23 protein-coding genes are annotated in these 23,392 nt (G+C 61.3%); 2 read left to right on the forward strand and 21 right to left on the reverse strand.

The features are described from left to right. Positions 1-6 precede the first annotated feature (6 nt). Together JI721_RS00745 and JI721_RS00750 are read right to left on the reverse strand one after the other, a co-directional pair. Positions 7-1,689 carry a DAK2 domain-containing protein gene (locus JI721_RS00745; RefSeq protein ID WP_274456189.1) on the reverse strand — a complete coding sequence of 561 codons (1,683 nt, stop codon included), beginning with the start codon at positions 1,687-1,689 and terminating at the stop codon, positions 7-9. A 9-nt stretch (positions 1,690-1,698) separates the two neighbouring features. Further along, a complete protein-coding gene (locus tag JI721_RS00750) occupies positions 1,699-2,067 on the reverse strand; it encodes an Asp23/Gls24 family envelope stress response protein (RefSeq protein ID WP_274456190.1) in 369 nt (122 codons plus the stop codon). 280 nt (positions 2,068-2,347) lie between these two features. Here JI721_RS00750 and rpmB point away from each other — a divergent pair, with 280 nt between their 5' ends. Beyond that, positions 2,348-2,539, forward strand: a complete 192-nt coding sequence (rpmB, locus tag JI721_RS00755; RefSeq protein WP_274456191.1) for a 50S ribosomal protein L28 — start codon at positions 2,348-2,350, stop codon at positions 2,537-2,539. A gap of 369 nt (positions 2,540-2,908) precedes the next feature. On the opposite strand, the gene spoVM is transcribed toward rpmB, so the two are convergent. The 19 genes from spoVM to JI721_RS00845 all read right to left on the reverse strand — a co-directional run bounded on the left by spoVM (position 2,909) and on the right by JI721_RS00845 (position 22,062). Further along, positions 2,909-2,989 carry a stage V sporulation protein SpoVM gene (spoVM, locus tag JI721_RS17145; RefSeq protein WP_307016591.1) on the reverse strand — a complete coding sequence of 27 codons (81 nt, stop codon included), beginning with the start codon at positions 2,987-2,989 and terminating at the stop codon, positions 2,909-2,911. A 111-nt stretch (positions 2,990-3,100) separates the two neighbouring features. After that, the gene (gene rpe, locus JI721_RS00760; RefSeq protein WP_407654087.1) at positions 3,101-3,763 is read right to left on the reverse strand and encodes a ribulose-phosphate 3-epimerase; all 663 of its coding nucleotides are present in this window, start codon (positions 3,761-3,763) and stop codon (positions 3,101-3,103) included. A gap of 2 nt (positions 3,764-3,765) precedes the next feature. Then, positions 3,766-4,641: a ribosome small subunit-dependent GTPase A gene (gene rsgA, locus JI721_RS00765; RefSeq protein WP_274456193.1), complete on the reverse strand. Its 876-nt coding sequence runs from the start codon at positions 4,639-4,641 to the stop codon at positions 3,766-3,768. Between the two features lie 72 nt (positions 4,642-4,713). After that, a complete protein-coding gene (gene pknB / locus JI721_RS00770) occupies positions 4,714-6,726 on the reverse strand; it encodes a Stk1 family PASTA domain-containing Ser/Thr kinase (RefSeq protein WP_274456194.1) in 2,013 nt (670 codons plus the stop codon). Beyond that, positions 6,723-7,487, reverse strand: coding sequence for a Stp1/IreP family PP2C-type Ser/Thr phosphatase (locus JI721_RS00775; RefSeq protein ID WP_274457574.1), 765 nt, complete (start codon positions 7,485-7,487; stop codon positions 6,723-6,725). The genes pknB and JI721_RS00775 overlap by 4 nt, the downstream gene beginning before the upstream one ends. Positions 7,488-7,523: 36 nt before the next feature. After that, the gene (gene rlmN, locus JI721_RS00780; RefSeq protein WP_274456195.1) at positions 7,524-8,564 is read right to left on the reverse strand and encodes a dual-specificity RNA methyltransferase RlmN; all 1,041 of its coding nucleotides are present in this window, start codon (positions 8,562-8,564) and stop codon (positions 7,524-7,526) included. 1 nt (position 8,565) lies between these two features. Beyond that, positions 8,566-9,939 carry a 16S rRNA (cytosine(967)-C(5))-methyltransferase RsmB gene (gene rsmB / locus JI721_RS00785; protein WP_274456196.1) on the reverse strand — a complete coding sequence of 458 codons (1,374 nt, stop codon included), beginning with the start codon at positions 9,937-9,939 and terminating at the stop codon, positions 8,566-8,568. Then, a complete protein-coding gene (gene fmt, locus JI721_RS00790; protein ID WP_274456197.1) occupies positions 9,936-10,952 on the reverse strand; it encodes a methionyl-tRNA formyltransferase in 1,017 nt (338 codons plus the stop codon). Before fmt ends, rsmB begins: the two co-directional genes overlap by 4 nt. Then, a complete protein-coding gene (gene def, locus JI721_RS00795; protein WP_274456198.1) occupies positions 10,949-11,434 on the reverse strand; it encodes a peptide deformylase in 486 nt (161 codons plus the stop codon). Before def ends, fmt begins: the two co-directional genes overlap by 4 nt. 155 nt (positions 11,435-11,589) lie before the next feature. Next, positions 11,590-14,025 (reverse strand): primosomal protein N', encoded by a 2,436-nt coding sequence (gene priA, locus JI721_RS00800; protein WP_274456199.1) that lies wholly within the window; start codon positions 14,023-14,025, stop codon positions 11,590-11,592. Between the two features lie 98 nt (positions 14,026-14,123). Next, positions 14,124-15,320 carry a bifunctional phosphopantothenoylcysteine decarboxylase/phosphopantothenate--cysteine ligase CoaBC gene (gene coaBC, locus JI721_RS00805; protein ID WP_274456200.1) on the reverse strand — a complete coding sequence of 399 codons (1,197 nt, stop codon included), beginning with the start codon at positions 15,318-15,320 and terminating at the stop codon, positions 14,124-14,126. Positions 15,321-15,393: 73 nt separating this feature from the next. Continuing rightward, the gene (gene rpoZ, locus JI721_RS00810) at positions 15,394-15,600 is read right to left on the reverse strand and encodes a DNA-directed RNA polymerase subunit omega (protein ID WP_274456201.1); all 207 of its coding nucleotides are present in this window, start codon (positions 15,598-15,600) and stop codon (positions 15,394-15,396) included. A 101-nt stretch (positions 15,601-15,701) separates the two neighbouring features. Further along, positions 15,702-15,968 carry an extracellular matrix/biofilm regulator RemA gene (gene remA / locus JI721_RS00815; RefSeq protein ID WP_274456203.1) on the reverse strand — a complete coding sequence of 89 codons (267 nt, stop codon included), beginning with the start codon at positions 15,966-15,968 and terminating at the stop codon, positions 15,702-15,704. A gap of 101 nt (positions 15,969-16,069) precedes the next feature. Continuing rightward, the gene (locus JI721_RS00820; protein ID WP_274456204.1) at positions 16,070-16,951 is read right to left on the reverse strand and encodes a YicC/YloC family endoribonuclease; all 882 of its coding nucleotides are present in this window, start codon (positions 16,949-16,951) and stop codon (positions 16,070-16,072) included. Between the two features lie 191 nt (positions 16,952-17,142). Then, positions 17,143-18,219, reverse strand: coding sequence for an aromatic acid exporter family protein (locus JI721_RS00825; protein WP_274456205.1), 1,077 nt, complete (start codon positions 18,217-18,219; stop codon positions 17,143-17,145). A 33-nt stretch (positions 18,220-18,252) separates the two neighbouring features. Further along, entirely contained in the window at positions 18,253-18,513 is a 261-nt protein-coding gene (locus JI721_RS00830; protein ID WP_274456206.1) for a hypothetical protein, read from the reverse strand. 328 nt (positions 18,514-18,841) lie between these two features. Further along, positions 18,842-19,276 (reverse strand): hypothetical protein, encoded by a 435-nt coding sequence (locus JI721_RS00835; RefSeq protein WP_274456207.1) that lies wholly within the window; start codon positions 19,274-19,276, stop codon positions 18,842-18,844. A 17-nt stretch (positions 19,277-19,293) separates the two neighbouring features. Next, a complete protein-coding gene (locus tag JI721_RS00840) occupies positions 19,294-20,493 on the reverse strand; it encodes a glycosyltransferase family 4 protein (RefSeq protein ID WP_274456208.1) in 1,200 nt (399 codons plus the stop codon). 57 nt (positions 20,494-20,550) lie between these two features. After that, entirely contained in the window at positions 20,551-22,062 is a 1,512-nt protein-coding gene (locus tag JI721_RS00845; protein ID WP_274456209.1) for a glycosyltransferase family 4 protein, read from the reverse strand. Positions 22,063-22,273: 211 nt separating this feature from the next. Here JI721_RS00845 and JI721_RS00850 point away from each other — a divergent pair, with 211 nt between their 5' ends. Beyond that, complete coding sequence (locus tag JI721_RS00850; protein WP_307016580.1) at positions 22,274-23,251, forward strand: NAD-dependent epimerase/dehydratase family protein; 978 nt, start codon at positions 22,274-22,276, stop codon at positions 23,249-23,251. The last annotated feature ends 141 nt before the right edge of the window (positions 23,252-23,392 follow it).

Below are 23,392 nucleotides of genomic sequence, written 5' to 3' on the forward strand. Positions count from 1 at the left end.
CCGCTTTCACTCCAACGCAAAGATGTAGTCGTATACCGGTTGACCGCCGTACTGCCGTTCAACCTCCAGCCCAAAGGTCTGTTGGACATCCTCACACAGTTGGTTGACCTCTTCCTCGGGCACGCCGGACCCGTAGAAAACAGTCAACAATTCCGCATCCATGCCGCCCATCGCGCGAATGACGTTCATCGCGACCGCCAGCCGGTCGTCCTGTACGTCCATCAGTTCCTGGTTGACCAGCCCCAAGAACTGATTCGCTTTGATGGCACGGTCTTGATAGACACTGTCGCGCACTGCGCGAACCACTTGCCCCGCGTGCACTCGGCGAATCGCCTCGGTCATCCGGCGCGTGTTGTCCGCGACGGAATCCTCCGGGTGAAACGACATGAGCGCGGCGATGCCTTCCGGAATGGAAGTCGTCGGCACGACATGCACATGGCGGCCAAGCACCTCGCGCGCCTGATTCGCCGCCATCACAATGTTCTTGTTGTTGGGTAACACGATGGTCTCGACGCTGGCCGTCGACCGCACCGCTTCCACGATGTCCTCGGTGCTCGGGTTCATTGTTTGCCCGCCGGCGATCACGACGTCCGCACCCAGGCTCGCAAACACCCGCTGCAGGCCCTCTCCGGCCGCGACCGCGACAATCGCGACCGCCTTCCCCGCTGCCTTGCCGTCCGTCTTCCCCTCAGCCGACGCTTCCGGGTGCAACGGCTCCGCAGTACCCCGAATGTCCGCATGCTGTTCGGTCATGTTGTCAATCTTAATTTTGACCAGCGGTCCGAGCGCAATGGCATCTTCCAACACCCTTCCCGGGTGAAGGGTATGAACATGCACCTTGACCAGGTCGTCCGCGCCTACCACCAACAGGGAGTCCCCATACGTGCCGAGCCGTTCCCGCAACTGCCGCTCGGCGTCTTCCGTCGACATCTCCGCCACACGGACGAGCACTTCTGTGCAGTACCCGTATTCGCCGTCGTGATCGATCTGTGCAGCTGCAAAATCCAATGCGTCGTTCCGCGGGGCCGCCGCGTGCCGCGCCGTTTCCACCGGAGTATCAACGGCCACATCCCCTTGCAGCCAGGCCAAAAAACCCTCATAGATGTATACCAGGCCCTGTCCCCCGGAATCGACCACGCCCGCTTCCTTCAAAACGGCCAGCTGTTCGGGCGTACGCTCCAGCGCCGTTTTCGCCGCATCGTATACCGACGCCATCCACGCTGCAAAACTCGTGGCATGGCGCGCCTCGCGCACCCCCGCCGCAGCAGCCTCGCGGGCCACCGTCAGCATCGTGCCTTCCACCGGCTTGGAAACCGCCCGATAGGCAATCTGAACACCCTCCTGCAGCGCCGCCGCAAAGGTCTCGATGTCCAGCGCATCCACCCGCTGCGTGACCTTCAGGAAGCCGCGAAACAACTGCGAGAGAATCACGCCGGAATTGCCGCGCGCCCCCATCAACAACCCAGCCGCCAGCGCCTGCGCCGCGCTGCCGAGCGGCCACTCGTCGCGCTCCGCCAGCCGCGCAACCCCGGAAGCAAGGGAAAGTTCCATGTTCGTTCCTGTGTCTCCGTCCGGAACGGGAAACACATTGAGCGCGTTTACCACATCCACATGCTGTTTGAGCCGGGCATGACCTGCCCGCAGCAACTGTGCAAACGCGGTACCATCAAGACGGTCCTCTAAAGACATGAGTTCCTCCTAGCGATCAGGTACGGTAACACGTACGCCCTGCACCAAGATGTTGACGCGATCGACTTGAATGCCGATCGACTGATTCAGTACGTATCGGACTTTCTCCCGTACATTTTGCGCGACTTCGTAGATGTTCGTTCCATAACTGACGATGATGTACAAGTCCACTTCGACAAAATCATTGTCAATGCGGACCTCCACACCCTTCCCCGGATTGTCCCGGCCCAGCAGTTCACTCAAGCTATCCTTGACCTGTCTGCGCGACGCCATGCCAACCAGGCCATAACAATCCATTGCAGCGAGCCCCGCCAGTGTTGCGACAACGTCCTCGGCAATGGTAATCGTTCCTAATGCGGTTTCCATCGTCTTCGGCATCAGGTTACCCCCTGCGGTACTTTGTGCAATTGTACTATACCATGCAGCGCCGGGAAAGTGCGTACCAGCAAACGAATTTGCAGCACGGCTCCTGTGCACCCGCGGCAGTTAGTTGCGCGCTGGGAAATCCATATGCTACAATACATCGGTGTCTAAAACCGGAGATTCCGCCGCAGGAGCGGCTTCATTCTGGAATCATCCACTGTTGAACAGTTGTCCGGGTCTGTCATCACGCAGTCTGGACAGCTTGAAGCGCCGTCAAGCGAGGAGGTGCGATGAAATGGCAAGACGTTGCGAAGTTTGTGGAAAGGGACCGACGACCGGGAACCAGGTGAGCCACTCGCACATCCTGAACAAGCGTCGTTGGCTGCCGAATCTGCAGTCTGTTCGTGTCAATGTCAATGGAACCGTGAAACGGATGCGCGTATGCACACGCTGCCTGAAAGCAGGCAAAGTTGTTCGTGCGGTATAAGCAGCGGCGGCATGCAAGTACGGATGAATAGGGACTGTTGCGGCTCATCTTCGGACGACCGCCAACAGTCCCTTTCTTCGCGGGCAAAAACTTTTGAACAAACGCCTTCACAATAAAAGTTGTCAAACAAAACCGTCAAACCCTGTTCCACACAACCATCGACCTGACATCGATACGCGGGAGGGCCTGTCTGCCGGACGCGCAGGACGTGTCCGAAAGCGGGCCACACCGCCCTGACACCTCCTGGAGCGCCGGGCCGTTGCAGGCGACATCCCGGAAGTGCCAGTGTGCCACTTTCGGACCGTTCGTTAGGATGTTTTGACGATGCCGCTCTGTGGCGCACGCGCGCCGTGTTCCGCGCTCGACACCTCAGTCCTTTGTGATCGCTCCAATGAATGCTTTCACAATTCCCCCCAGGAATCTGGGAAGCTTGATGGTGTAGAACTTCAAGCGGATCCCCCTCCTTCTGCTGTCCGCCCCCTGGCATGCTGCAGATGGGCAAGTGCCTCCATCGATACATGTATATTCCGCAGTGCTCGATGTGTGCGTCGGCGCAGGGACCTAGTGGTTTGAACCGGCTGCGGCCTGGCGGAGTTCGGCCACGGCCGCGCTGCGATCGGACCGAGAGAAAATCGCGGACCCCGCAACAAACACCTCGGCACCCGCCCGCGCTGCGCTGCCAATCGTATCCCTGGTGATACCGCCGTCCACTTCAATTGGCACAGCGCGGTACCCTGCTGCATCCAGTCGTTGTCTCGCCTGTTGAATCTTACGCAGCACGAACGGTAAAAATGCCTGGCCGCCAAACCCAGGATTCACGGTCATCAGGAGCAGCATGTCAAACTCACCCATCAGCGCGTCGAGGACATCGAGTCCAGTGCCCGGGTTGAGCGCCAGCCCCGCCTTTGCCCCAAGGCTGCGAATCTGCTGCAAGACGCGGTGAATGTGAGGCGTCGCTTCGCAGTGCACGGTGACGGTATCGGCGCCGGCGGTGACGAACGCCTCGATGTACTGCTCCGGGCGCAGAATCATCAGGTGCACATCGAGCGGGCGGGCACACCGCGGACGCAGCGCACTGACGACCAACGGTCCCATCGTGAGGTTCGGCACAAAGTGTCCGTCCATCACATCGATGTGAATCCAGTCGGCGCCCCCGGCCACGACCGCATCCACCTCCCCCGCGAGATTGGCAAAGTCAGCCGCCAGAATCGACGGCGCGATAATGTTCAATACCTTCGCTCCTCCTTTTCCCGCAGTTCCTGAACAAAGGCCGCATAAGAACGGTAGCGGGTTTCGTCGATTTGCCCGCGCGCCACAGCATCCTTGACCGCGCACGTTTCCTCTTCCATGTGCAGGCAGCCCCGGTACGGACACGCCGGTGCGAACGCGGCGAACTCCGGGAAATAATCGCGTACCTCAGCAGGCGCCAGGCCAATCTCCAGCTGGCTGAAGCCGGGGGCGTCCACAATGTAGGTATCCTCCGCCAGCTTGAACAGCTCCACGTGCCGGGTCGTGTGCTTCCCCCGCCCGAGCTTCTCGCTGACTTCCCCCATTTTCACGCCGAGCCCCGGGTCCAGCGCGTTGGCCAGGGTGGACTTCCCGACGCCGGATGGACCCGCCATCACCGTCACCCGACCGCGCAGCAGCGTGCGCACCGCGTCCACCCCCGCGCCGGCTTTGGTTGCCGTCGGACACACGTCGTAACCCGCAGCCTGGTACACCCGCATCACGCGTTCCACCTGTTTGGCATCCGCCAGGTCCGTCTTGGTGATCACGATGGCAGGACGCAGTCCTGCAGCCGTCACCACCACCAGCATCCGGTCGAGCAAGTGCGGCAGAAAATCGGGATCGACCAGCGAAAACACCAGCAGCGCCTGGTCGACATTGGCGACAGGGGGGCGGATCAACTCGGTCGTGCGCGGAAGCACGGACTGAATCACCCCTTCTGCGGCACCCATGGGTTCATACGTGACGCGGTCGCCGACGAGCACGGTCACGCCGCGTTTGCGGAACACGCCTCGGGCGCGGCAACGCCGCACCGTATCGCCGTCCGACACATCAAAGAAACCAGCGAGCGAGCGCACGACTACGCCTTCCGGCACCTGAGACACCCCCTGCTTCCACCATCTTTCCATCCGTTTCTGCCGAGCCGGCCGTGAAGCCTGGCGCACACGCTAATACTGAACCGGGTAATCCTGCTTCAGCTTGCCGTTTTCGTACACCTGGATTTCCCCTTGGGAGTCCGGTGTCAAGTACAACGTAATGGTCCAGGTGCTGTCCTTCGTAATGGTCTGGTTCACGGCTGCTTCATTGCTCGAGACCGCGTCCGACTTGTCAATCAGCACCTGAATCGGCTTGCCGTTTTTGTCCGGCACGCGAATCGTCACGGGCCGCACGTGCGTGTCGGGCGGCAGGTTGTCGAGCGATGTATTCGTTGTATTCGTGGCGTTGGCCGCATTTCCGCCGCCGCTGCCCGTCTCGTTCCCCGTCGTGTTGTTGGCTGTGCCCGAATTGGTCGCCACCCACAAGTCAATGGTTGTTCCGGCTGGCACTTGGTCACCAGGTTTGTACGGGAAGGTATTGAAGACCGAGCCATCCGGTGCCGCGGGGTAGGCAATCTGGTTGACCTGGCCGAGCTGCAAGTGCGCCTGTTTGAGCGCGTTGGTCGCTTCACTCAGGGTCATTCCAATCACGTCGGGCACCGAAGTCTCCGCGCCCTGGCTGACTTGTAAGGTAATCGGCGTGTTCGGGGTCACCTTCGAATTCGCCGGCGGATTGGACGCAACCACGTCGCCGGCCGGCACCTCCGCACTTTGCACCTGCACATCTTTGATGTTCGTGAAACCGTCGTTCTGCAGCGTGGTGTACGCCTGCCCAGCCGGAAGTCCCGTGACATCCGGCACCTGAATCTTGGCCTGGCCCGTACTAATGTACAAATAAACGTCCCGTGTCGGCTTCACCTGTTCAGACGCTGGCGGCGTCTGTGCGTACACATGCCCCTGCGGCTGCTGGGCACTTGCCGCCTGCTGCGTGTGAATCTGTCCGCGCGAAAACCCATCTTTGACCAAAATCGTGATGGCCTGCTGTTCCGTTTTGCCAATCACGTTGGGCATCGTGACGTTGGGTACCTGGACGAGATCCATGACAATGTAGTAAGCGGCCAGCGCACCGACACACAGAACGGCCAGCCCCACACCGGTCCACATCAGGCTCTTCCACCACTTGCGGCGCTTCTTCGGCTGCGGATCCGCCGCCTGTCCATCCGAGGAGGAGGAGATGGCCGCCCGGGTACCGCCAATCGCCGGGATCGCGATGGTCTCCTCGGTTGTTGTATCCGCCGGCGTCACGAACTTGGGCACATCCGGGTTGTCCAGTGCCGTCTGCAAGTCAGCCTTCACGGCACGCATGTCCGGATAACGCGCCTCCGGACGTTTGACCAGACAGCGCAAAATGATATTCTCCACGCTCTGCGGGATGTCTGGGTTGATGTCGCGCGGATCAACAAACCGATCCCGCAAGTGTTTGAGCGCCACACTGACCGGCGAATCACCGGAGAACGGCAGCTGCTTGGTCAGCATCTCGTACAGGACCACGCCGACCGAGTAGATGTCGCTCTTGACACTGGCCGCCCCGCCTCGCGCCTGCTCAGGCGAGAAGTAGTGCACAGACCCGAGCACGGACGTGTCATGCTGCAGGGTAATCGTGTTGCCCGTGACCGCGCGTGCGATGCCGAAGTCCGTCACCTTCACTTGGCCCGACTGCGTCAACAGAATGTTGTGGGGCTTCACGTCCCGGTGAATGATGCGGTGGTCATGTGCATGTGCCAGCGCATCACAAATTTGCTGCGTGATGTCCAGCGCTTCGGGAACCGGCAGCGGCGCCCGTTCGCGAATCACGTCCTTCAAGGTGGGCCCGTTGACATACTCCATGACGATGTAGTACTCGCCTTCGGACATGCCGACGTCGTACAGACTCACGATGTTCGGGTGGGACAGACGCGCCGCCGACTGGGCCTCCTGGCGGAAGCGGTTCACAAATTCTTCATCGCCGGCGTACTGCGCGCGCAGCATTTTCACCGCAACGGTGCGGTTCAGCAAGGTGTCAAGCGCCTTATAGACGACGGCCATTCCGCCGCCGCCAATCACGGTCTCGAGTTCGTAACGTCCACCCAGACGCTTGATGGTCATGCCTGCCCGCCCCCGTCTCCGTGCGCAGCCACAATCAACGTGATATTGTCCGGCCCGCCGCGTTCGAGCGCCAGCTTGAGCAGACTGTCCGCAATTCGTTCAATCTCGTCCTGCGAGGTGACCGACGCAGCTTGCGCAAGGTGGGTGGACAATTCGTCTGAACCCACCAGGTTGGAAAGCCCATCAGAGCATAACAAAAGCGCGTCTCCCGGATGCCATGTCAAAATGTCCAGGTCTGGGTAACTGTTCTCGGACGTTCCCAAGGACCGCGTGACAATGTTCCGCTGCGGGTGGACGAGTGCTTCCTCCTCCGTCAACTGTCCGCGGCGCACCAGTTCGGCGACCAGTGAATGGTCGTGCGTCACCTGTTGAAGTGTGTGATTCCGCCACAAATAGCCGCGGCTGTCGCCCACGTGGGCAAAGACCAGCGTCTCCCCATCCGTCAAAACCGACACAATGGTCGTTCCCATCCCGACGTAGGCCGGATTCTCTTTGGCGGTCTCCCAAATTCTCTGGTTGGCGGAAAAGATGGCTTCACGCAGCAGCTCCGCTGGGTCGACATGGCCTTCTGGCAGGCGGCTCAAAATCACGCGCGACACTTCTCCCACGGCGATTTGACTGGCCACTTCTCCAGCAGAGGCTCCGCCCATCCCGTCCGCGACAATCAGCAGCCGCCACGGCAGTACATCCGTATGAACGGCAAATCCATCCTGATTCATTTGCCTGACCAGTCCGATGTGTGACCTGGCGGCATACAGCATTCGCTTCACTCCTTGGCTCTCCTCATCCACACCGGTTCAAACCAATTCGGCGTGTTCTGCGCGCAGCTGTCCGCAGGCGGCGGAAATGTCATGTCCCATCTCACGGCGTATCGTGGCGTTGACACCCAGCCTGCGCAGTTCCTGCAAGAACGCATCAATTTGATCCTTCGGGGTACGTGAATAATTTCGTTCCGGAACGTAGTTCACTGGGATGAGGTTGACATGACTCGGCAGGTTGCGGATCAAGGCAGCCAGCTGCCTGGCATCCTCCAGCGAATCGTTCTTGCCACCCACCAGCGCGTATTCAAAGCTGATTCTGCGCCCCGTCTTTTGACAGTAATACTGACATGCTTCCATTAACTTCTCAAGAGGGTACGCGCGATTGACGGGCATCATGGAGCTGCGCAATTCATCATTCGCCGCGTGCAGCGAGACGGCCAGCGTAATCGGTCGTCCATCGTCCGCCAGCCGAATGATGCCCGGCACCAAGCCCACGGTGGAAATCGTTATGTGCCGCTGCCCGATGTTCAACCCGTTTGGATCGTTAATAATATCAATGAACTTCATGGCCTGTTCGTAGTTGTCCATCGGCTCGCCCGAACCCATCAGGACGACAGAAGACACCCGTTCGTCGGTGTCGTCCAGCAAGCGCTGGCTCCACAGCAGCTGTTCCACCATTTCGCCTGCAGTCATCTGTCGAATCATGCCGCCCAGCGTGGAGGCGCAAAAGGTGCAGCCCATCTTGCACCCCACCTGAGTCGAAACACACACGCTGTTCCCATAATCGTGCCGCATCAGGACCGTTTCAACAGTGACGTGGTCGGACCAGCCCAACAGGAACTTGACCGTGCCGTCCACCTTGGACACTTGCTTGCGCAACGCCTCGGAGGTGACCACCGTCGCTTCCTCTTCCAGCCGCTGGCGCAGTTTTTTCGATAAATTTGTCATCTCCGAGATGCGGGTCGCCCGCTTCTGGTACAGCCACTCAAAGATCTGCGTCGCTCGGTACGACGGCTCGCCGTATGTCTTGAGCAGATCGATGAGCTCTCGCTTGCGGAAGTTGTAAAGGTGGTGCATCTCAGGTCTCCTTCTTTCTCAATCGCGCCATATAAAAACCATCCGTCCCGTACAAGTCCGGCATCAGAAGCAATTGTCCCGGCTGTTCCCGCGCACTCTCGACCAGGAGCGGTGGAAGTTCGCCAGTGATATCATCCCACGCCAAGGCATTTGTACCCGTTTCGATCACGGCTCGAACGACGCCTTCGTTCTCTTCCGGCAGCATCGTGCATGTGGAATACACGATGCGGCCGCCCGGCCGCACCAATTCCGCCGCGGCCGCCAGTAATCCCTGCTGCAGCTTTGTCAACTGCAGCACGTCCGCCTCTGTTCGCTGCCAGCGAATTTCCGGCCGATGCCGCAGGACGCCAAAGCCGCTGCAGGGAGCATCCAACAAAATGGCGTCAAACGCGCCCTGAAGTTCTGCCTCTGCGGTCAGCGTCCGAGCGTCGCAGCACACGGCCTTGATGCTGGCCAGGCCGAGCCGGCTGGCCGTCTCTTCAATCAGCCGCACCTTATGGGCGTGCACATCGCAGGCCAGGATGTCACCCGCATCCCCTTGCAGCTCCGCAATGTGCGCCGTCTTCCCGCCCGGCGCCGCACACATGTCGAGGATGCGTTCACCCGCCTGCGCCTGCAACAAGGGAGCAATGACCATCGCCCCCTCGTCCTGCACGCTCACCAGCCCGTCCAGGTACGGCTCCCACGACCCCACATCCAGCCCGCGGCGAAAGCGAATCCCATCCGGGGACAGGACAGACGCTTGTGCGGCACCATCCTCGACGAATTCCGACAAAATTTGGGCGCGCGTAGCCCGTAAGCGATTGACGCGAGCCGACAAGGCCGGCGGCTCGTTGCACGCCTCGAGCAGCGAGCAGGTCCGGCTGCGGCCGTAGGTTTGTTCCAAGCGGCGCACCAGCCAGGTCGGATACGAGTGGATCACAGCCGCTCGTTCCGCCCAGTCGGCGACGCTTGCCGTGAGGTCTTTGAGGCGGACCGCCGCCGGCCGACGGTCGCGCAGCAGCGCGCGCATCACCGCGTTGACCAGCCCGGCCGCCTTGGGGCGAACCGACTTGCACAGTTCCACCGCGTCACTGACCGCCGCGTACCCTGGGATTTTGTCCAGGTACAACACCTGGTAGGCCGTCATTCTCAATATCGCCAAAACGCGCGGCTCCAAGCCGTCGATAGGACGCGAGAGGTGCGTCTGCAAGATGGCGTCCAGCGAACGCTGGCGCTGCAGCGTACCATAGACGAGGCTTGTACACAGGGCCCGATCGCGATCGGATAATGCCCCTTTGCCGAGGGCGTCCTGCAAACTCAGGTTCGCGAAGCTGCGCTCGGTCGCTACGCGCACGAGGATGTCGAAGGCCCACTGCCGGGCGGCAGCAATCATGACCCTGGACCGCCCTTGTCTGCTTCTTCGTCCCCTTCGACCCGCACCGCAAACTGCAGCTCCGTAAGCCCTGTACCGCGAAACCAGTCGGCCGCAGACATCCGCCGCCGGCCGGACGGCTGGACTTCGCGCAACTCCACCCAGCCGTCGCCGCAGCGCACGAAGACGCCGTCTTTGCGCATCACGGCACACCCCGGCTGCACCGCGTCGGAAGCAGGCGGCAGCCCCGCCTCGGCGGCTGTTGATGCGGGCAGTGCCGCCGCCCAGACTTTGAGGTCGCCGTCCCGCCAGCGCGTCGCGGCACCAGGCCACGGGGACAAGCCCCGGATGTGGTTGAACACCGTCCTTACGGACTGCGACCAATCCAGCCACTCGTCCTTGCGCAGGATGCGGTCGGCATACGTGACGCCGTCCTTCGGCTGTGGTGTCGGCTGGATTTCCCCGCGCAGGTAGGCCGGCAGCAGCTCCCGCAGCAGTGCTGCGCCGGCTTGTGCCAGCCGGTCATGCAGCGTCCCGACGTTGTCTTCTGGCAAAATGGGCACGCGCACGGCTCCGAGGACCGGTCCCGCATCCAGCGCCGCCACCATTTCCATTAACGTCACACCCGTCTCCGTGTCCCCGGCGAGAATGGCACGATGAATCGGCGCAGCGCCGCGCCAACGAGGCAACAGAGAAGCGTGTACGTTGATGCAGCCAACACGGGGGATATCGAGCAGTTTTTGCGGCAGGATTTGTCCATAGGCGGCCGTGACGAGCACATCAGGGCGCAGTGCCGCCAGCTGCTTGAGCGAAGCCTCTGCTCGCACCTTTTCCGGCTGAAAGACCGGCAGTCCCAGGGCCTCTGCCGCCTGTTTGACGGGCGGCGGCGCGAGGATGCGCTTGCGCCCTTGCGGCCGGTCCGGCTGTGTCACGACGCCGACAATCTCAAACGGGCCCGTTGCGAGCACCTGCAGCGACGGCACCGCAAAGTCTGGCGTCCCCATGAAGATGACCCGGGCGGGCGTATCGCTCATCGCTTTTGCGACCCCTCACTTTCGTGAATAATCTCTGACGGCGACAGGTAGTCCGTGAACAGGATGCCGTCCAGGTGGTCGACCTCATGCTGAATGCACCGCGCCAGAAGCCCAGTCGCGTGCAGGGTAAAGGGTTCGTTGTTCCGGTTGAGCGCGCGAACGGTCACAGACTCGGCACGCGTGACCGCGCCCCGGATGCCGGGCAGCGACAAACAGCCTTCATAGTCCTTTTGTGAGCCGCTTTTCTCAAGAATCTCTGGATTGATGAATTCCAGGAGTCCGTGTTCGTCCTCCACATCAATCACCACGAGGCGTTTCGCCACGCCAATCTGGTTTGCCGCCAGGCCGATACCGGGCGCGGCGTACATCGTCTCCGCCATGTCATCCAGCAATTTGTGAATCGCGCGGTTGACTTGCGCCACCGGCTTGGCAATTTGACGCAGAACGGGGTCGTTCCCGGTTCGGATGATACGAATGGACACGCACCAAATCCTCCTTCAAGAGGTTGTCCGAAAAGGGCCTCAGGATGCCAAGCGCCAACGTTTCGCATGCGCCGCCCGCGGTGACGTGGCGACGCGGGCCCGCCGCCTTTTCGGACAAACGATTTCAAATCCAGCACCTTCAAATGCCTGCACCATCATATGTGCAATGCGTTCACATCGAGGCTGCAGCTGCCGCCAAGCTTACGCATCCGTTCGCTGACGGCCGCGTAACTCGAGGCAAACGCGTTTTTGACACGGTTCCACTGAGAATACTTTACCACAACTTGAAATCGGTATTGACCCTTTGCGCGGCGAATGCCGGAAGGGGCAGCAGGCAGAACCACCGCGTCCGGCGCAGCTACCAACCGCCGAAGTTCCCGTTCAAACCGCGCCGCCGCGCCGCGCGCATAGGACTCTTGCTCATGGCTCGCAAAAAACACCGCCAGTTCGCAGTACGGCGGGTATTGAAAGGCCTGTCGGTACGCCTGTTCGGTTTGGTAGAAGGCGGCAAAATCGTGCCTGGCGGCAGCCTGGATGGCGTAGTGGTCCGGCCGGTAGGTCTGAATCACGGTCTGGCCGGCAATTTCCGCCCGTCCCGCGCGGCCGATGACCTGTGTCAGCAAACTGAAGGTGCGTTCTGCCGCACGGAAGTCGGGCAGGTTCAGCATCGTGTCGGCCGCGATGACCCCGACAAACGAGACATTCGGGAAATCGAGGCCTTTGGCAATCATCTGGGTGCCGAGCAGCACGTCGACTTCCCCGTTCAAAACCCGCTCGACTGCCTCCCGGTGCGCACCCTTGCGCCGCGTCGTGTCGACGTCCATCCGCAGTACGCGCCAATGCGGCCACCGCTCGTGAAGCGCGTGTTCCACCTGCTGCGTCCCGACGCCAAACGGCCGGACCGCAGGTTCGCCGCAGCGCTCACAGACCTCCGGGACCGCCTGCCGGTACTCACAGTAATGGCACTGCAGCCACTCCTCCCCGCCGTGCCGGTGCAGCGTCAGGGAGATATCGCAGTTCGGGCACTGCACCGACTCCCCGCACCCCCGGCACAGCACAAACGCCGCATACCCGCGCCGATTCAGGAACAACAGCGCCTGCTGCCCTTGTTCGACCGCCGCCTCCAGCCCGTGGATGAGCGCCTCGCTGAACAACCCGCGGCTGCCCTGGCGCAGCGCCTCGCGCATGTCGACAATCGTGACGGCTGGCATGGGGCGGTTTTCAATCCGAAACGGCATGCTCACCCACGTGAGTTTCCCCTGCTCGGCGGCATGGAGCAGCTCCATCGACGGTGTGGCAGACCCGTATACCACGGCCGCGTGGTTGTGACGCGCCCGCCACCCGGCGATTTCCCGGGCGTCGTAGTGCGGCCGTTCCTCCTGCTTGTACGACGATTCGTGGGCTTCGTCCACCACCACCAGCCGCAACTGCTCCACGGGCGCAAAAATGGCAGACCTTGCGCCCACCACCACACGGGCTTCACCCCGGCGGACCCGCAGCCACTCGTCGCGGCGCTCCCCAGCGGACAGACCGGAGTGCAAAACCGCCACCCGCTGTCCAAAGCGCGACGTAAACCGCCCCACCATCTGGGGCGTCAGCGCAATTTCCGGAACCAGCGCGATGGCACCCCCGCCCTCCGCCAAGCAGGCTTCAATCGCTTGCAGGTAGACCTCGGTCTTGCCGCTGCCGGTCACACCGTGCAGCACCACACCCTGCCCCGCTGCCGCCGCCATCGCCTGCAGGATGGCCCGCAGCGCGGCCGCCTGGGCCGGCGTGAGTTCGCGCTTTGGCTGATGTTCACGGAGCGCTGCCGCCACCGGCGCCCGGTAGACTTCCTGCTGCTGCAGCACCGCCAGCCCCTGTTCGACGAGGGCCTGCACCGCCGGGTCAGACGGGCGGATCCCGGCCTCCCGCAGCCGCACCTCTTTGTCCCGGGCCAGCGCCGTCAGCAGCACCGCCTGTTTCTTCGCGCGCCTGGCGCGTGCAGCGGCGGCAGCCTGCAGCGTCTGTGCGTCCGCCGACGGCACGAGGACCGTGACCACCTGGGCGCGGACAGCGTCCTCGGCTTCCACTCGTTCTTCCACGTGCCCGCTGCTCAGCCACAACTCGAGGAGCAGCGCCGCATCGGGGCCGAATTTGCGCACCAGCGGTTCGAACGCCTGCGGACGCGCGGCAAGTTCCTGCCACAATCGCTCTGCCGCCGCCGATAAAAGCGCCGGCGGGTCGCCCGGCACCGCGCGGTAGCGGCGAACGCTGTGGGCCCGGTAAGCGCCCGGGATCATCGATTGAAGGGCCTCGAGGTGGGTGCACAGGGTGCGGTCTCGCACAAATTCATGGAGCTGCAGCAGCTCCGGGGTAAACAGCGGGATCTCGTCCAGTACGGCGAGAATCGGCTTCAAGGTCTTGGCCGGCCCGCTGGCGGTTTCGTCGATGGACAGCACGTAGCCCTGGCAATACTGCCTGCCAAACGGCACATACACCCGATGCCCAGGCGCCAGACGGCCCTGCCACCGCGGCGGAATCGCATAGTCAAAAGGGCGATCCAACTGCCGGGTGCGCACATCGACAATCACATGTGCTACGCCAGCCATTCAATCGCCCTCCATCATGGCCAAGCGGGTCACAGCCGCCCGCTTGGGTTTGCATCTGTGTGGTGTCCCGCAGCCGCAGCATTCCCGCAGCTGCAGCGTTACAGTGACTGCAGCGCATCGCGGACAATATCCAGCAGCCGCTCAGCCACTTCCGCTTTCGGAAGCAGCGGAAAATCCGTACGCCAGCCGCCTTCGCCGAGGACCGTCACCCGGTTGGTGTCCACGCCAAAGCCTGCGCCTTGTTCCAGGACATTGTTCACCACGACGTAATTGAGGTTCTTGCGCCGCAGTTTGTCTTCGCCGTAGGCCAAAGCATCCTGCGTTTCCGCAGCGAATCCGACGAACACCTGGTTGCGGCGCTTGTGTTCGGCGACCATGGCCAGCACGTCGGGCGTGGGCTCCAGCGCCAGGGCTGGAATGCCGCTCGACTTCTTCCACTTGTGGCCGAGCCGCTCCACAGGCCGAAAATCCGCGGGCGCAGCCGCGCTGATGAACACATCGGCAGCTTCGATGACCTGCTGCACCGCGTGCAGCAAGTCTTCCGTCGAGCGCACCGGAACCATCGTCGCACCGGCCACCGGCGGCAGCGACGTCGGCCCCGTGATGAGTGTCACGCGCGCCCCGCGCGCCACCGCAGCCTGGGCAATCGCATACCCCATCTTGCCCGACGACCGGTTGCTGAGGAAGCGCACCGGGTCAATGTCTTCAATCGTCGGTCCGGCGGTGACGACGACAGACCGCCCGGCCAAATCCCGATCGCGGTGCAGCACCGCGTCGACGACCGCCACAATGTCCTCCGGCTCCGCCAGCCGGCCTTTGCCCGTATAGCCGCAGGCGAGGGGACCGCTGCCGGGATCGACCAGAATGACCCCCCGCTGGCGGAGTACCTCGAGGTTCGCCTGGACAGCGGGGTGCTCGAACATGTGCACATTCATCGCGGGCGCGACGACCACCGGCGACGTCACCGCGAGCGCCGTGGTGCTGACCATGTCATCCGCGATGCCGTTTGCCAGTTTGCCAATCAAGTTGGCGGTCGCGGGCGCGATGACAAACAGGCTCGCGCGGTCGGCCATCGCAATGTGCGCAATTTCGTCGGGGCGCGGCTCCGCGAAGGTATCCACGACCACCGGCCGCTTGGACAGAGACTGGAAAGTCAGCGGCTGAATGAATCGGGTCGCGTGTTCGGTCATCAGGACCTGCACACCGTACCCGCGTTTGGTCAACAAACTGCACAGCGCGGCCGCTTTGTACGCGGCGATGCCCCCGCCGACGCCGAGCAGAACCGTCTCTGTCACGCGTTTCACCCCCGTGTTCGGCGCGCCGGGGCGGTCATCCGCCTCGGTCGTCTCCGGTCACCCGGCCGCTTGATTATTTAATCCCTTCCCGCGTGCGGACGTACTGAACCTTTCCCTCATAAATTTCCCACAGCGCGCGGCTGACGTTCTGCGTGGTCGACGAATCCGGCAGGTTCATGTTGCGCTCCTGCAGCTTGCGTGCGCGCTTTGCGGTCGCCACCACCAGTGTGTACTTGCTGTCCACCTTGTCCATCAACTTGTCGATTGAAGGATACAACACGAGAAACACCCTCCGTTTTCCCGAGCCGCCGAGTGGTTGTCCCACCCGGCTGCAGGGAAGTTTTCATGTGACTGCAACCACGACGTGTTGGACTGCAGCAGCTACTCCTCGTCCTCGAGGAGCTGGTCCTTCGACATCAGACGGTGCGCGACCGTTTCCGGCTGCACCGCCGACAGAATGATATGATTGCTATCCATAATGATGACGGCCCTTGTTCGACGGCCGTACGTCGCATCAATCAACATGCCGCTGTCGCGCGCCTCCTGGACGATCCGCTTGATGGGGGCTGACTCCGGGCTGATGATGGAGATGATGCGACCCGCGGACACAATATTTCCAAATCCAATATTGACCAGTTTGATGCTCACTCAATCATCTCCTCGCAAATCTGCACCGAGTCAGATTCATCCAGGTTTCTGTCCACGGCCGCCCGTGCGACGCGTCCGTTCGTTGGCCGCACATCCATGCGTCATTCGATGTTTTGCACTTGCTCCCGCAGCTGCTCCACCAACGCCTTGGCATCCACGACCGCCTTCGTGACGACGAGGTCCTGCGCTTTGGAGGCGATGGTATTGAGCTCCCGCTGCATTTCCTGGACGATGAAATCCAGGCGGCGCCCCACCGGACTCCCGGTCTCAAGCGACCGGCCAAATTCCTCGACATGACTGTACAAACGCACCAGTTCCTCGTCAATCGCCGCTCGGTCCGCGAACAGCGCAACCTCCGCGGAAAGCCGGGCGTCGTCGACCACCACGCCGAAATCGGCGATGCGCTTTCGCAGCCGATCCCGATAGGCCGTCACAATCTCCGGCGCTCGCGCCTGCATCTCCTCGACGATGCGCGACAACTCGGCCGCCTTGGCACGCAAGTCGGCGCCAAGGCGCGCGCCCTCCCGCGCACGCATTTCGACCAGCGCAGCGCACGCACCCTCCACCGCTTCCATCAACACAGGCGCCACCCGGCCTGCGTCAAGCGGCGCGCGTTCCACGCGCAGGACATCCGGAAACATGAGCCAAGCGGCGGGGCGTTCGGCCGCCGTTTCGGGCGCCCTGACACGACGGAGCGCTTCGCGCTCCACCTGTAAAAGCCCTTCGAACAACGCCCAATCTGCAGACACCAGGCCTTGTTCAGCGCTCAGTGTCTCCGCCGCGATGTAAACATCGGCACGCCCGCGCGCAATCGAAGCCGACAGGCACTTGCGCACGCTGTCCTCCAGGGACATCAATTCCCGCGGCATGCGGATGCTGAACTCCGCAAACCGGTGATTCACCGTACGAATTTCCACTTTGACCAAGAGCGCTTCGGACCGAATGGACGCTTGCCCAAACCCGGTCATACTTCGGAGTGACACTTGACACCCTCCAAACGTGTCTTCATTCTACCTGAATTCCGCGTCCCCACACAAGCCAAACGCAGCTGGGCAAAACGCAGGCGCCGCCAACGCGAAAAAGGGGGGTTGTCTCCTCGGGTCCAGCCGCAGCCGGGAGACAACCCCCATGCAAGCACAGAATCAGCTCGGATACAGCGCCAGAGCGTGTTCCGTCAACTGAGGCTCGCCAAGCGGTTTGGCGCAGGTTCAACCATTGGCGCATTCGGGTCATAGAGCACGCGCAGCTTGACATAGTACTCCTTCAGGTACAAAAACAAGTTGAGCGCAGTTATCTGGTGCAGAAACTCGCCGCGCGTCACTGGCAGCGTGGCGTTGTCCAGCCGCGCCTCGACGGCCGCAAACAAGTCGTCCATCCGGGCAAAGTGACACGGTTTGCGTGCCATGGCCCGCTTATGAACCCGCAGGCTGAGCTCCACCATGCGCACGAGGTCAGAGTGTTGTCCGATGAACGCGAACTTTTGCATGGCCTTGTTCATATCCCGAACCCGTTCGAGCATGGACTCCAAGGTATGGAACGATTGCAGCACACCTGGCTGCGCCATGATACGGATGGTGTGGTCTTCCTTGACATAACCCGCGACACGTTTTCCTTCCTCCAAGGCCGCCCGGACATGGTCAATCTCTTTTCTGAACTGCGCATAAGGCGTCGTCATGCCGCGCTCCAAATCGCGCTGAACCCCTCGCAAAAGCCGCCACACCTGCCGCTCACAGCTCGCCAAAAGCTGTTCCGAACGCGAATCATGCGCAGGCTTGACGAGCAGGTTGATGAGGGTCCCAAACCCCACGCCCACCAGCACCAGCGCAAATTGATTCACGCCATCATGAACGAATGACGGCCCGGTGGACCCGATGGTGTTGATGGCAATCACGACCGCGACCAGGAGCGAACTGGTCCACTGCCAGCGCGCGTGCAGCCCCATCATCACGAGCGCCGCCAGCCCAATGACCAGCGCGGAGTGTCCGACCGTCGACAGACAAAGGATGCCCGCCGCAGCGCCAATCGAAGCGCTGATGACCTGTTGGATGCCTTGCCGCACAGACCGGTAGACCGTCGGCTGCACGGCAAGAACCGAGACAATCCCCGCGAACTGAGGGGACTGTAAATGCAGCAGACGAGCCGTCGCAACGGAAAGCGTAATCGCAATCCCGGTCTTCAGAATCCGCCCGCCCACCTTCGGCACGAACGGTCTCACAGCGGTTGGCAGCCGGTTGTAAAGCAGTCCCCGCATGCTCACGGCCTCCTCACTCCTCCCTCGCCAGCGTCACGACGTACATCTGCGCCGAAACGTGACCATCAATTCATCCCCATCGCGCTTGATATCCACCACTTTGATTTCCGCACCCGCCACCAGCGACTTCAGTTGCTGCAGCACAGACGGCCAGGCAGCCCGCTCAGATCGCGCGAATGTGTAGGTTTCGAACACCTCGACCGCTTGCATCGGAGGATTGGCGGCAGCCACTTTACGCGCGCGAGGCGCGTTGACGCTCACCTCCTCGCCCGCTGCACTTTTGTCAGAAACCATAACACCAGTCCCCCACACGTTCACAGCGCCCGGCCCAACATCCAACGAATCCCCCTCAAGTGTGAATATACCTGTCATTCCCCTCACACTCCACGCCAGTGATTTGTGTTCATCATACGCAATACACGCGAGGCGATCAATGTTTTATGTAATTATATCTAACATAATTTCCGTGAATTTTAGATTGTGTGTTATGTTTTATTACACAAACAAAACACCTCCCGTGGTCGTGGCTCTCAGCCATGGGAGGTGCTCGCCAGGCCGCGCAAGGGACGCACGCCACAAGACGCGCCTGGGATGGGCCCTGGTGACGGTCATTTCGGGGAACTCACTCTGTGTGCGGCCGTTCAGCGAACATTTCCAAGAAGGCTTCATAGGACAGCGTGTCGTCGGGCTCGTGTACGGCTTCATGCCCCTCGGCCGACACGGCCTGCCGCATCTCCGCGACAAAGTCAGGGTCCGGTATCACGTACTCGAAGGGAGCGGCCGCATAAAACAGACTCCAAACCAGCACGTCGGGCTGCACCCGCGGCGCCTCACCACACCAGGCGAACAACCTGTCGTATCGCTCGCTGTCAAAACCTAATGCGTTTGCGCTGTTTTGGCTTGCGCTGTTCACGTCCAGTTCCTGCGGTATTTGCGGCGTCGATCCGGCTTTGCGGTGGTGCCGCGTGTGTTCCCCGGACCACCCCCGCCGCTTCGCGTGCCGACGGCTGCGCCGGTCATCGTCTCTGCCACGCCGATGCCCACCGGACTTCTCCACCTCGACCCCACTCCCTCCTACACATATTTTCGATACATCTCCAACGTGTCGTCCACCATGTTTCGCAGCGACCACCGCTCGCTCGCGTGCTGTCTGGCGGCTGCTGCGAGCGCCGCCCGGTACGCTCCGTCGGCGAGGACCCGCTTGAGGCTGCTGTACAAGGCGCTGCTGTCCCCTGCGGGTGATACCAGGCCTGTCTGCCCGTGCACCACCATCTCCGGAATGCCGCCGGCGTCCGACACCACAACGGGTACGCCGGCAATTTGCGCTTCAATGACGGCGTATGGCAGGTTATCCTGGACACTGGGCAGCACAAACACGTCCGCCTGACGCAAAAGCGCCGGAACATCGTCGCGGTTGCCAAGAAACCAGACGTGATCGGTCAATTCTCGTCTTCGTGCTTGGTGTTCCAAGCGCTGCCGGAGGGGACCATCCCCAACCAGCCAGCAGACCCAATCCACGCGGTCTTCTTTCAGTTTGGCGAGCGCGCGGAGCAAGTGCTCATGCCCTTTGACGGGCACCAGCCGGGCAGGACAAATCATCACCTTTTTCCCCGGCGGTTTCACAATTTTGGACGGCTTTTCCATGCGCCGCACAAACGCATCCACGTCCATTCCGTAGCGAATCAGCTGCAGGTGTTCCCGCGGCACCCGAAAGTCATTCGCCAGCAGTTCCTTGAGCCACGTCGTCGGCACAATCGTCATGTCGCTCGACGTTGCCCCGTAGTACTCGGACGCGGCCGCATAGCGCCAGCGTATCGTGTGACGGTCCCGAATTTCTCCGGACAAGCGGTATTCCGTCGCCAGGCAGCCGTGAATGGTCGCGATGAGCGGCACATGCTTCGGCTTCACCCGCCACAGAGCACGGGTCGAGATGATATCCTGGGTATGGATGAGGTCGTATTTGGTGAGGCAGAACACCGCCGCGGCCGCCTCATAACAATAGCGTTCGACCTCTCGCCAGCGAATCCAGTTCTCGAGCTTGGGAAACTGTTCGGCGTAGTAACCCGACAGTTTTTCGTTGATATAGTCCTTGACTTTGGCTTTCTCCAAACGGCGCCCGTTGTTCGGCATATAGTACCGTTTCATGTCTGGATAGTGTGCCAGGATATCGACTTCGTGGCCTCTTTGCGCCAACTCGCGCCGCAGCGCATAGACGTACGTGGACACACCGCCCACGTGCGGGAGGCACCAATAGGTCGCCAGCAGGATCCTCACCGTGTCTCCTTCCTTTCTCGAACCCTGCAGGATGACGGCGCGGACCAAGCACCAGCTTTACGCCTGTTTGTGGGAGGCCAGCACTTGAATAAACGCCGGGTCCGGGATGGCGTACTCGACGGAAGTGCGCTTCCTCACCGGTCTCCAGTCCTTGATGTCATCCAGCTTGGTGTGGTCCAGAGAGAACTTGAACAGATTGGCGTTGGAGTGGTCGTTGTCCGGCTGCCTGCTTTTCACCAGTCCATACTCCCCGGTGAGATTCGGTTCCGGGATGGGAAAGGTTTGCGAAGAAAGCTTGCCGGCTAGCACCTGCTCGTAGATCTTCATGGTCCGCTCAAACAACGTAGCTGAAGCATATTGCACCGTCGCCCACTTTTTGGCATTCTGCCCCAATGTATAGGCCAGTCGCGGGTCATCCATCAGCTCCATCAGGTGGTTCGCCAACTGACGACTATTGCCCATTTCAAAAATCAATCCGGTCTGGCGGTCGCGCACGACCTCTGGAATGCCGCCCGCATTGGAAGCCACGCAGGGCTTGCCGGCCACTTGCGCCTCCATCAACGTGTACGGATGCATATCTTGAATCGAAGGCAGCACGACGATGTCCGAAAGCCTCAAAAACGCGGGGACATCCCAGCGGGCGCCGAAGAACACGATGCGGTCACGGACACCCAGGCGCTTGGCTTGCAGTTCCAGCTCGTACCGCAGGTGCCCATCCCCAATCAGCCAGCACTCAAAATCGTCCCGTGTGTCATGGATCTGAGCCAACGCCTCAATCAGCGTCTGGTGGTCCTTTTCCGGCACGAGCCGAGCTGGACATACGATGATGGTTTTGTCGTCCGACGGCTTCGTCTCTGTCAAGGGCGGGTAAGGGTCGTACTCCAGCTGCTGCAAAAAGGGATACAAATTCATGCCGTAGGGAATCACGTTGATCTTCTCGCTGGGAACCTGATAGTACTTGGAAAGCTGCGTCTTCTGCCAGTTCGTCGGCACAATCGTCGCGTCGCTCGACAGGTGCCCGTAGTACTCTTCCGCCACCGCATACTGCCAGCGCAGGCTGTCACGCGTCGTGATCTCTCCGGCATTGACGTATTCCGTCGCAAGAATTCCGTGAATGGTCGCGACCAGCGGGACATTCTTTGGTTTGACCCGCCACAAAGCGCGGGTGGACAGGATGTCGTGCGTGTGAATCAGGTCGTAGCCGCGGACGTCGTGCAGGGCCGCTGCGATTTCGAACGTGTAGCGCTCAATTTCCCGCCAGCGAATCGACGGGTCCACGTGTGGCAGGTTGTCCTCAAAGTATTTCCAGACTTGATGGTCGATCACGTCCTTGATGGTGACCCGGCCGTCATGGCTGTTCGTCGACTTGTCGATTTGCCGGCCGCGCAGGGTCCAGCCAAAGGTGTCCGGGACGTAGCTGAACTTGTAAATCTGCTGCATCCCCGGATGATGAGAGAGCACATCCACCTGGTGGCCATGCGCCTCCAGCTCGCTGCGCAGGGTGTCCACATAACGCCCCAGTCCTCCATAGTGAGGCAGTTCAAAATAACAGGCGAACAAGATTTTCACGGCATTCGTCCTCCCAGTCTTCGCGTCGGTAGCGTCATGCTATGCGGCGGGTGGACGCCCCGTGTAGTTCAGGTGTCCCCCCCTGAGCGTCGTCGACGATCGCCCATTCCCACCGAATTTGGACGCCAATCTGGACATCCGCTTTTCCCACGGCCCTGCAGCGTTCATACAGTACATGGACATTCCGGCGATGATCATACGGGAGGCGTTGATGTTGAATATCGTTGTGACCGGAGGCGCTGGCTTCATAGGTTCGCACCTGGTGGAAAAACTGCTCGACCAAGGTCATCGCGTGACAACGGTGGATGACTTGTCGAACGGCCATGCACGTTTCCTGGAAGACTGGATGCCGCATCCAAACCACACATTCATTGAGGGGACCGTCACCGATCGAGCGTTGGTCCGAAGGTGTCTGCACAACGCAGACCTTGTGTTTCACCTCGCCGCTGTGCTCGGGGTGAAAAACTGCGTGGAAGACCCGTTGAAAGTCATTGAGGGCAATCTGGACAGCACCCGCATCATCCTGGAGGAAGCGTATCAGAAGTCGGTCAAAGTGGTGTTTGCCTCCACCTCGGAGGTGTACGGCAAAAACGCGGAACTGCCGTTTCGCGAAACCTCCGACCGGGTGCTGGGTCCGACGGACGTGAACCGTTGGTGTTACGCCACCGTGAAGGCACTCGATGAGCACCTGTGCTTTGCCTACAGTCAAAAGGGGCTGCCCGTGACCATCATCCGCTACTTCAACGCCTACGGCCCCCGCGCCATCAGCACGGCCTACGGCGGCGTGATTCCTCGATTCATTACGGCGGCGCTTCGCAACGAACCGCTGTACGTGTACGGGACAGGCGGCCAGCGGCGGTGCTTCACGTACATCGACGACGTCATCCGCGGGACCATCGCAGCCATCCGCCCGAGGGCAAACGGCCTGGCGTTCAACCTGGGGAGTCTGTTCGAAACCACGATTCGCGGCTTGGCCGAAACCATCGTACACCTGACGCGTTCCACGTCACCGATTGTCGACGTCCCTTACGAACAGGCGTACGGCAAAGGCTATGAAGACATGCCCCGCCGACTGCCGGACCTCTCTCGGTCGGAACAAATCCTTGGCTACCAGCCGACGACGGATTTGCAAAGCGGTCTCATCAAGACCATCGCCTGGCACATGATTGAGACCGTCCATGAGCAATGAACGGCGTCGGCGACGCCGGCGGTTCGGAACAACGCAGGGCCGGCGGTCCGCCGCTTGCGACCCGCCAGCCCCATGACGCTGCCAAAGACGAAGTGTGCCGCGATGAAGTGTGCCGCCAAACGCTGCCCCCCGACTGACGAG

The organism is Alicyclobacillus cycloheptanicus, from assembly GCF_028751525.1.
Classification (GTDB): domain Bacteria; phylum Bacillota; class Bacilli; order Alicyclobacillales; family Alicyclobacillaceae; genus Alicyclobacillus_L; species Alicyclobacillus_L cycloheptanicus.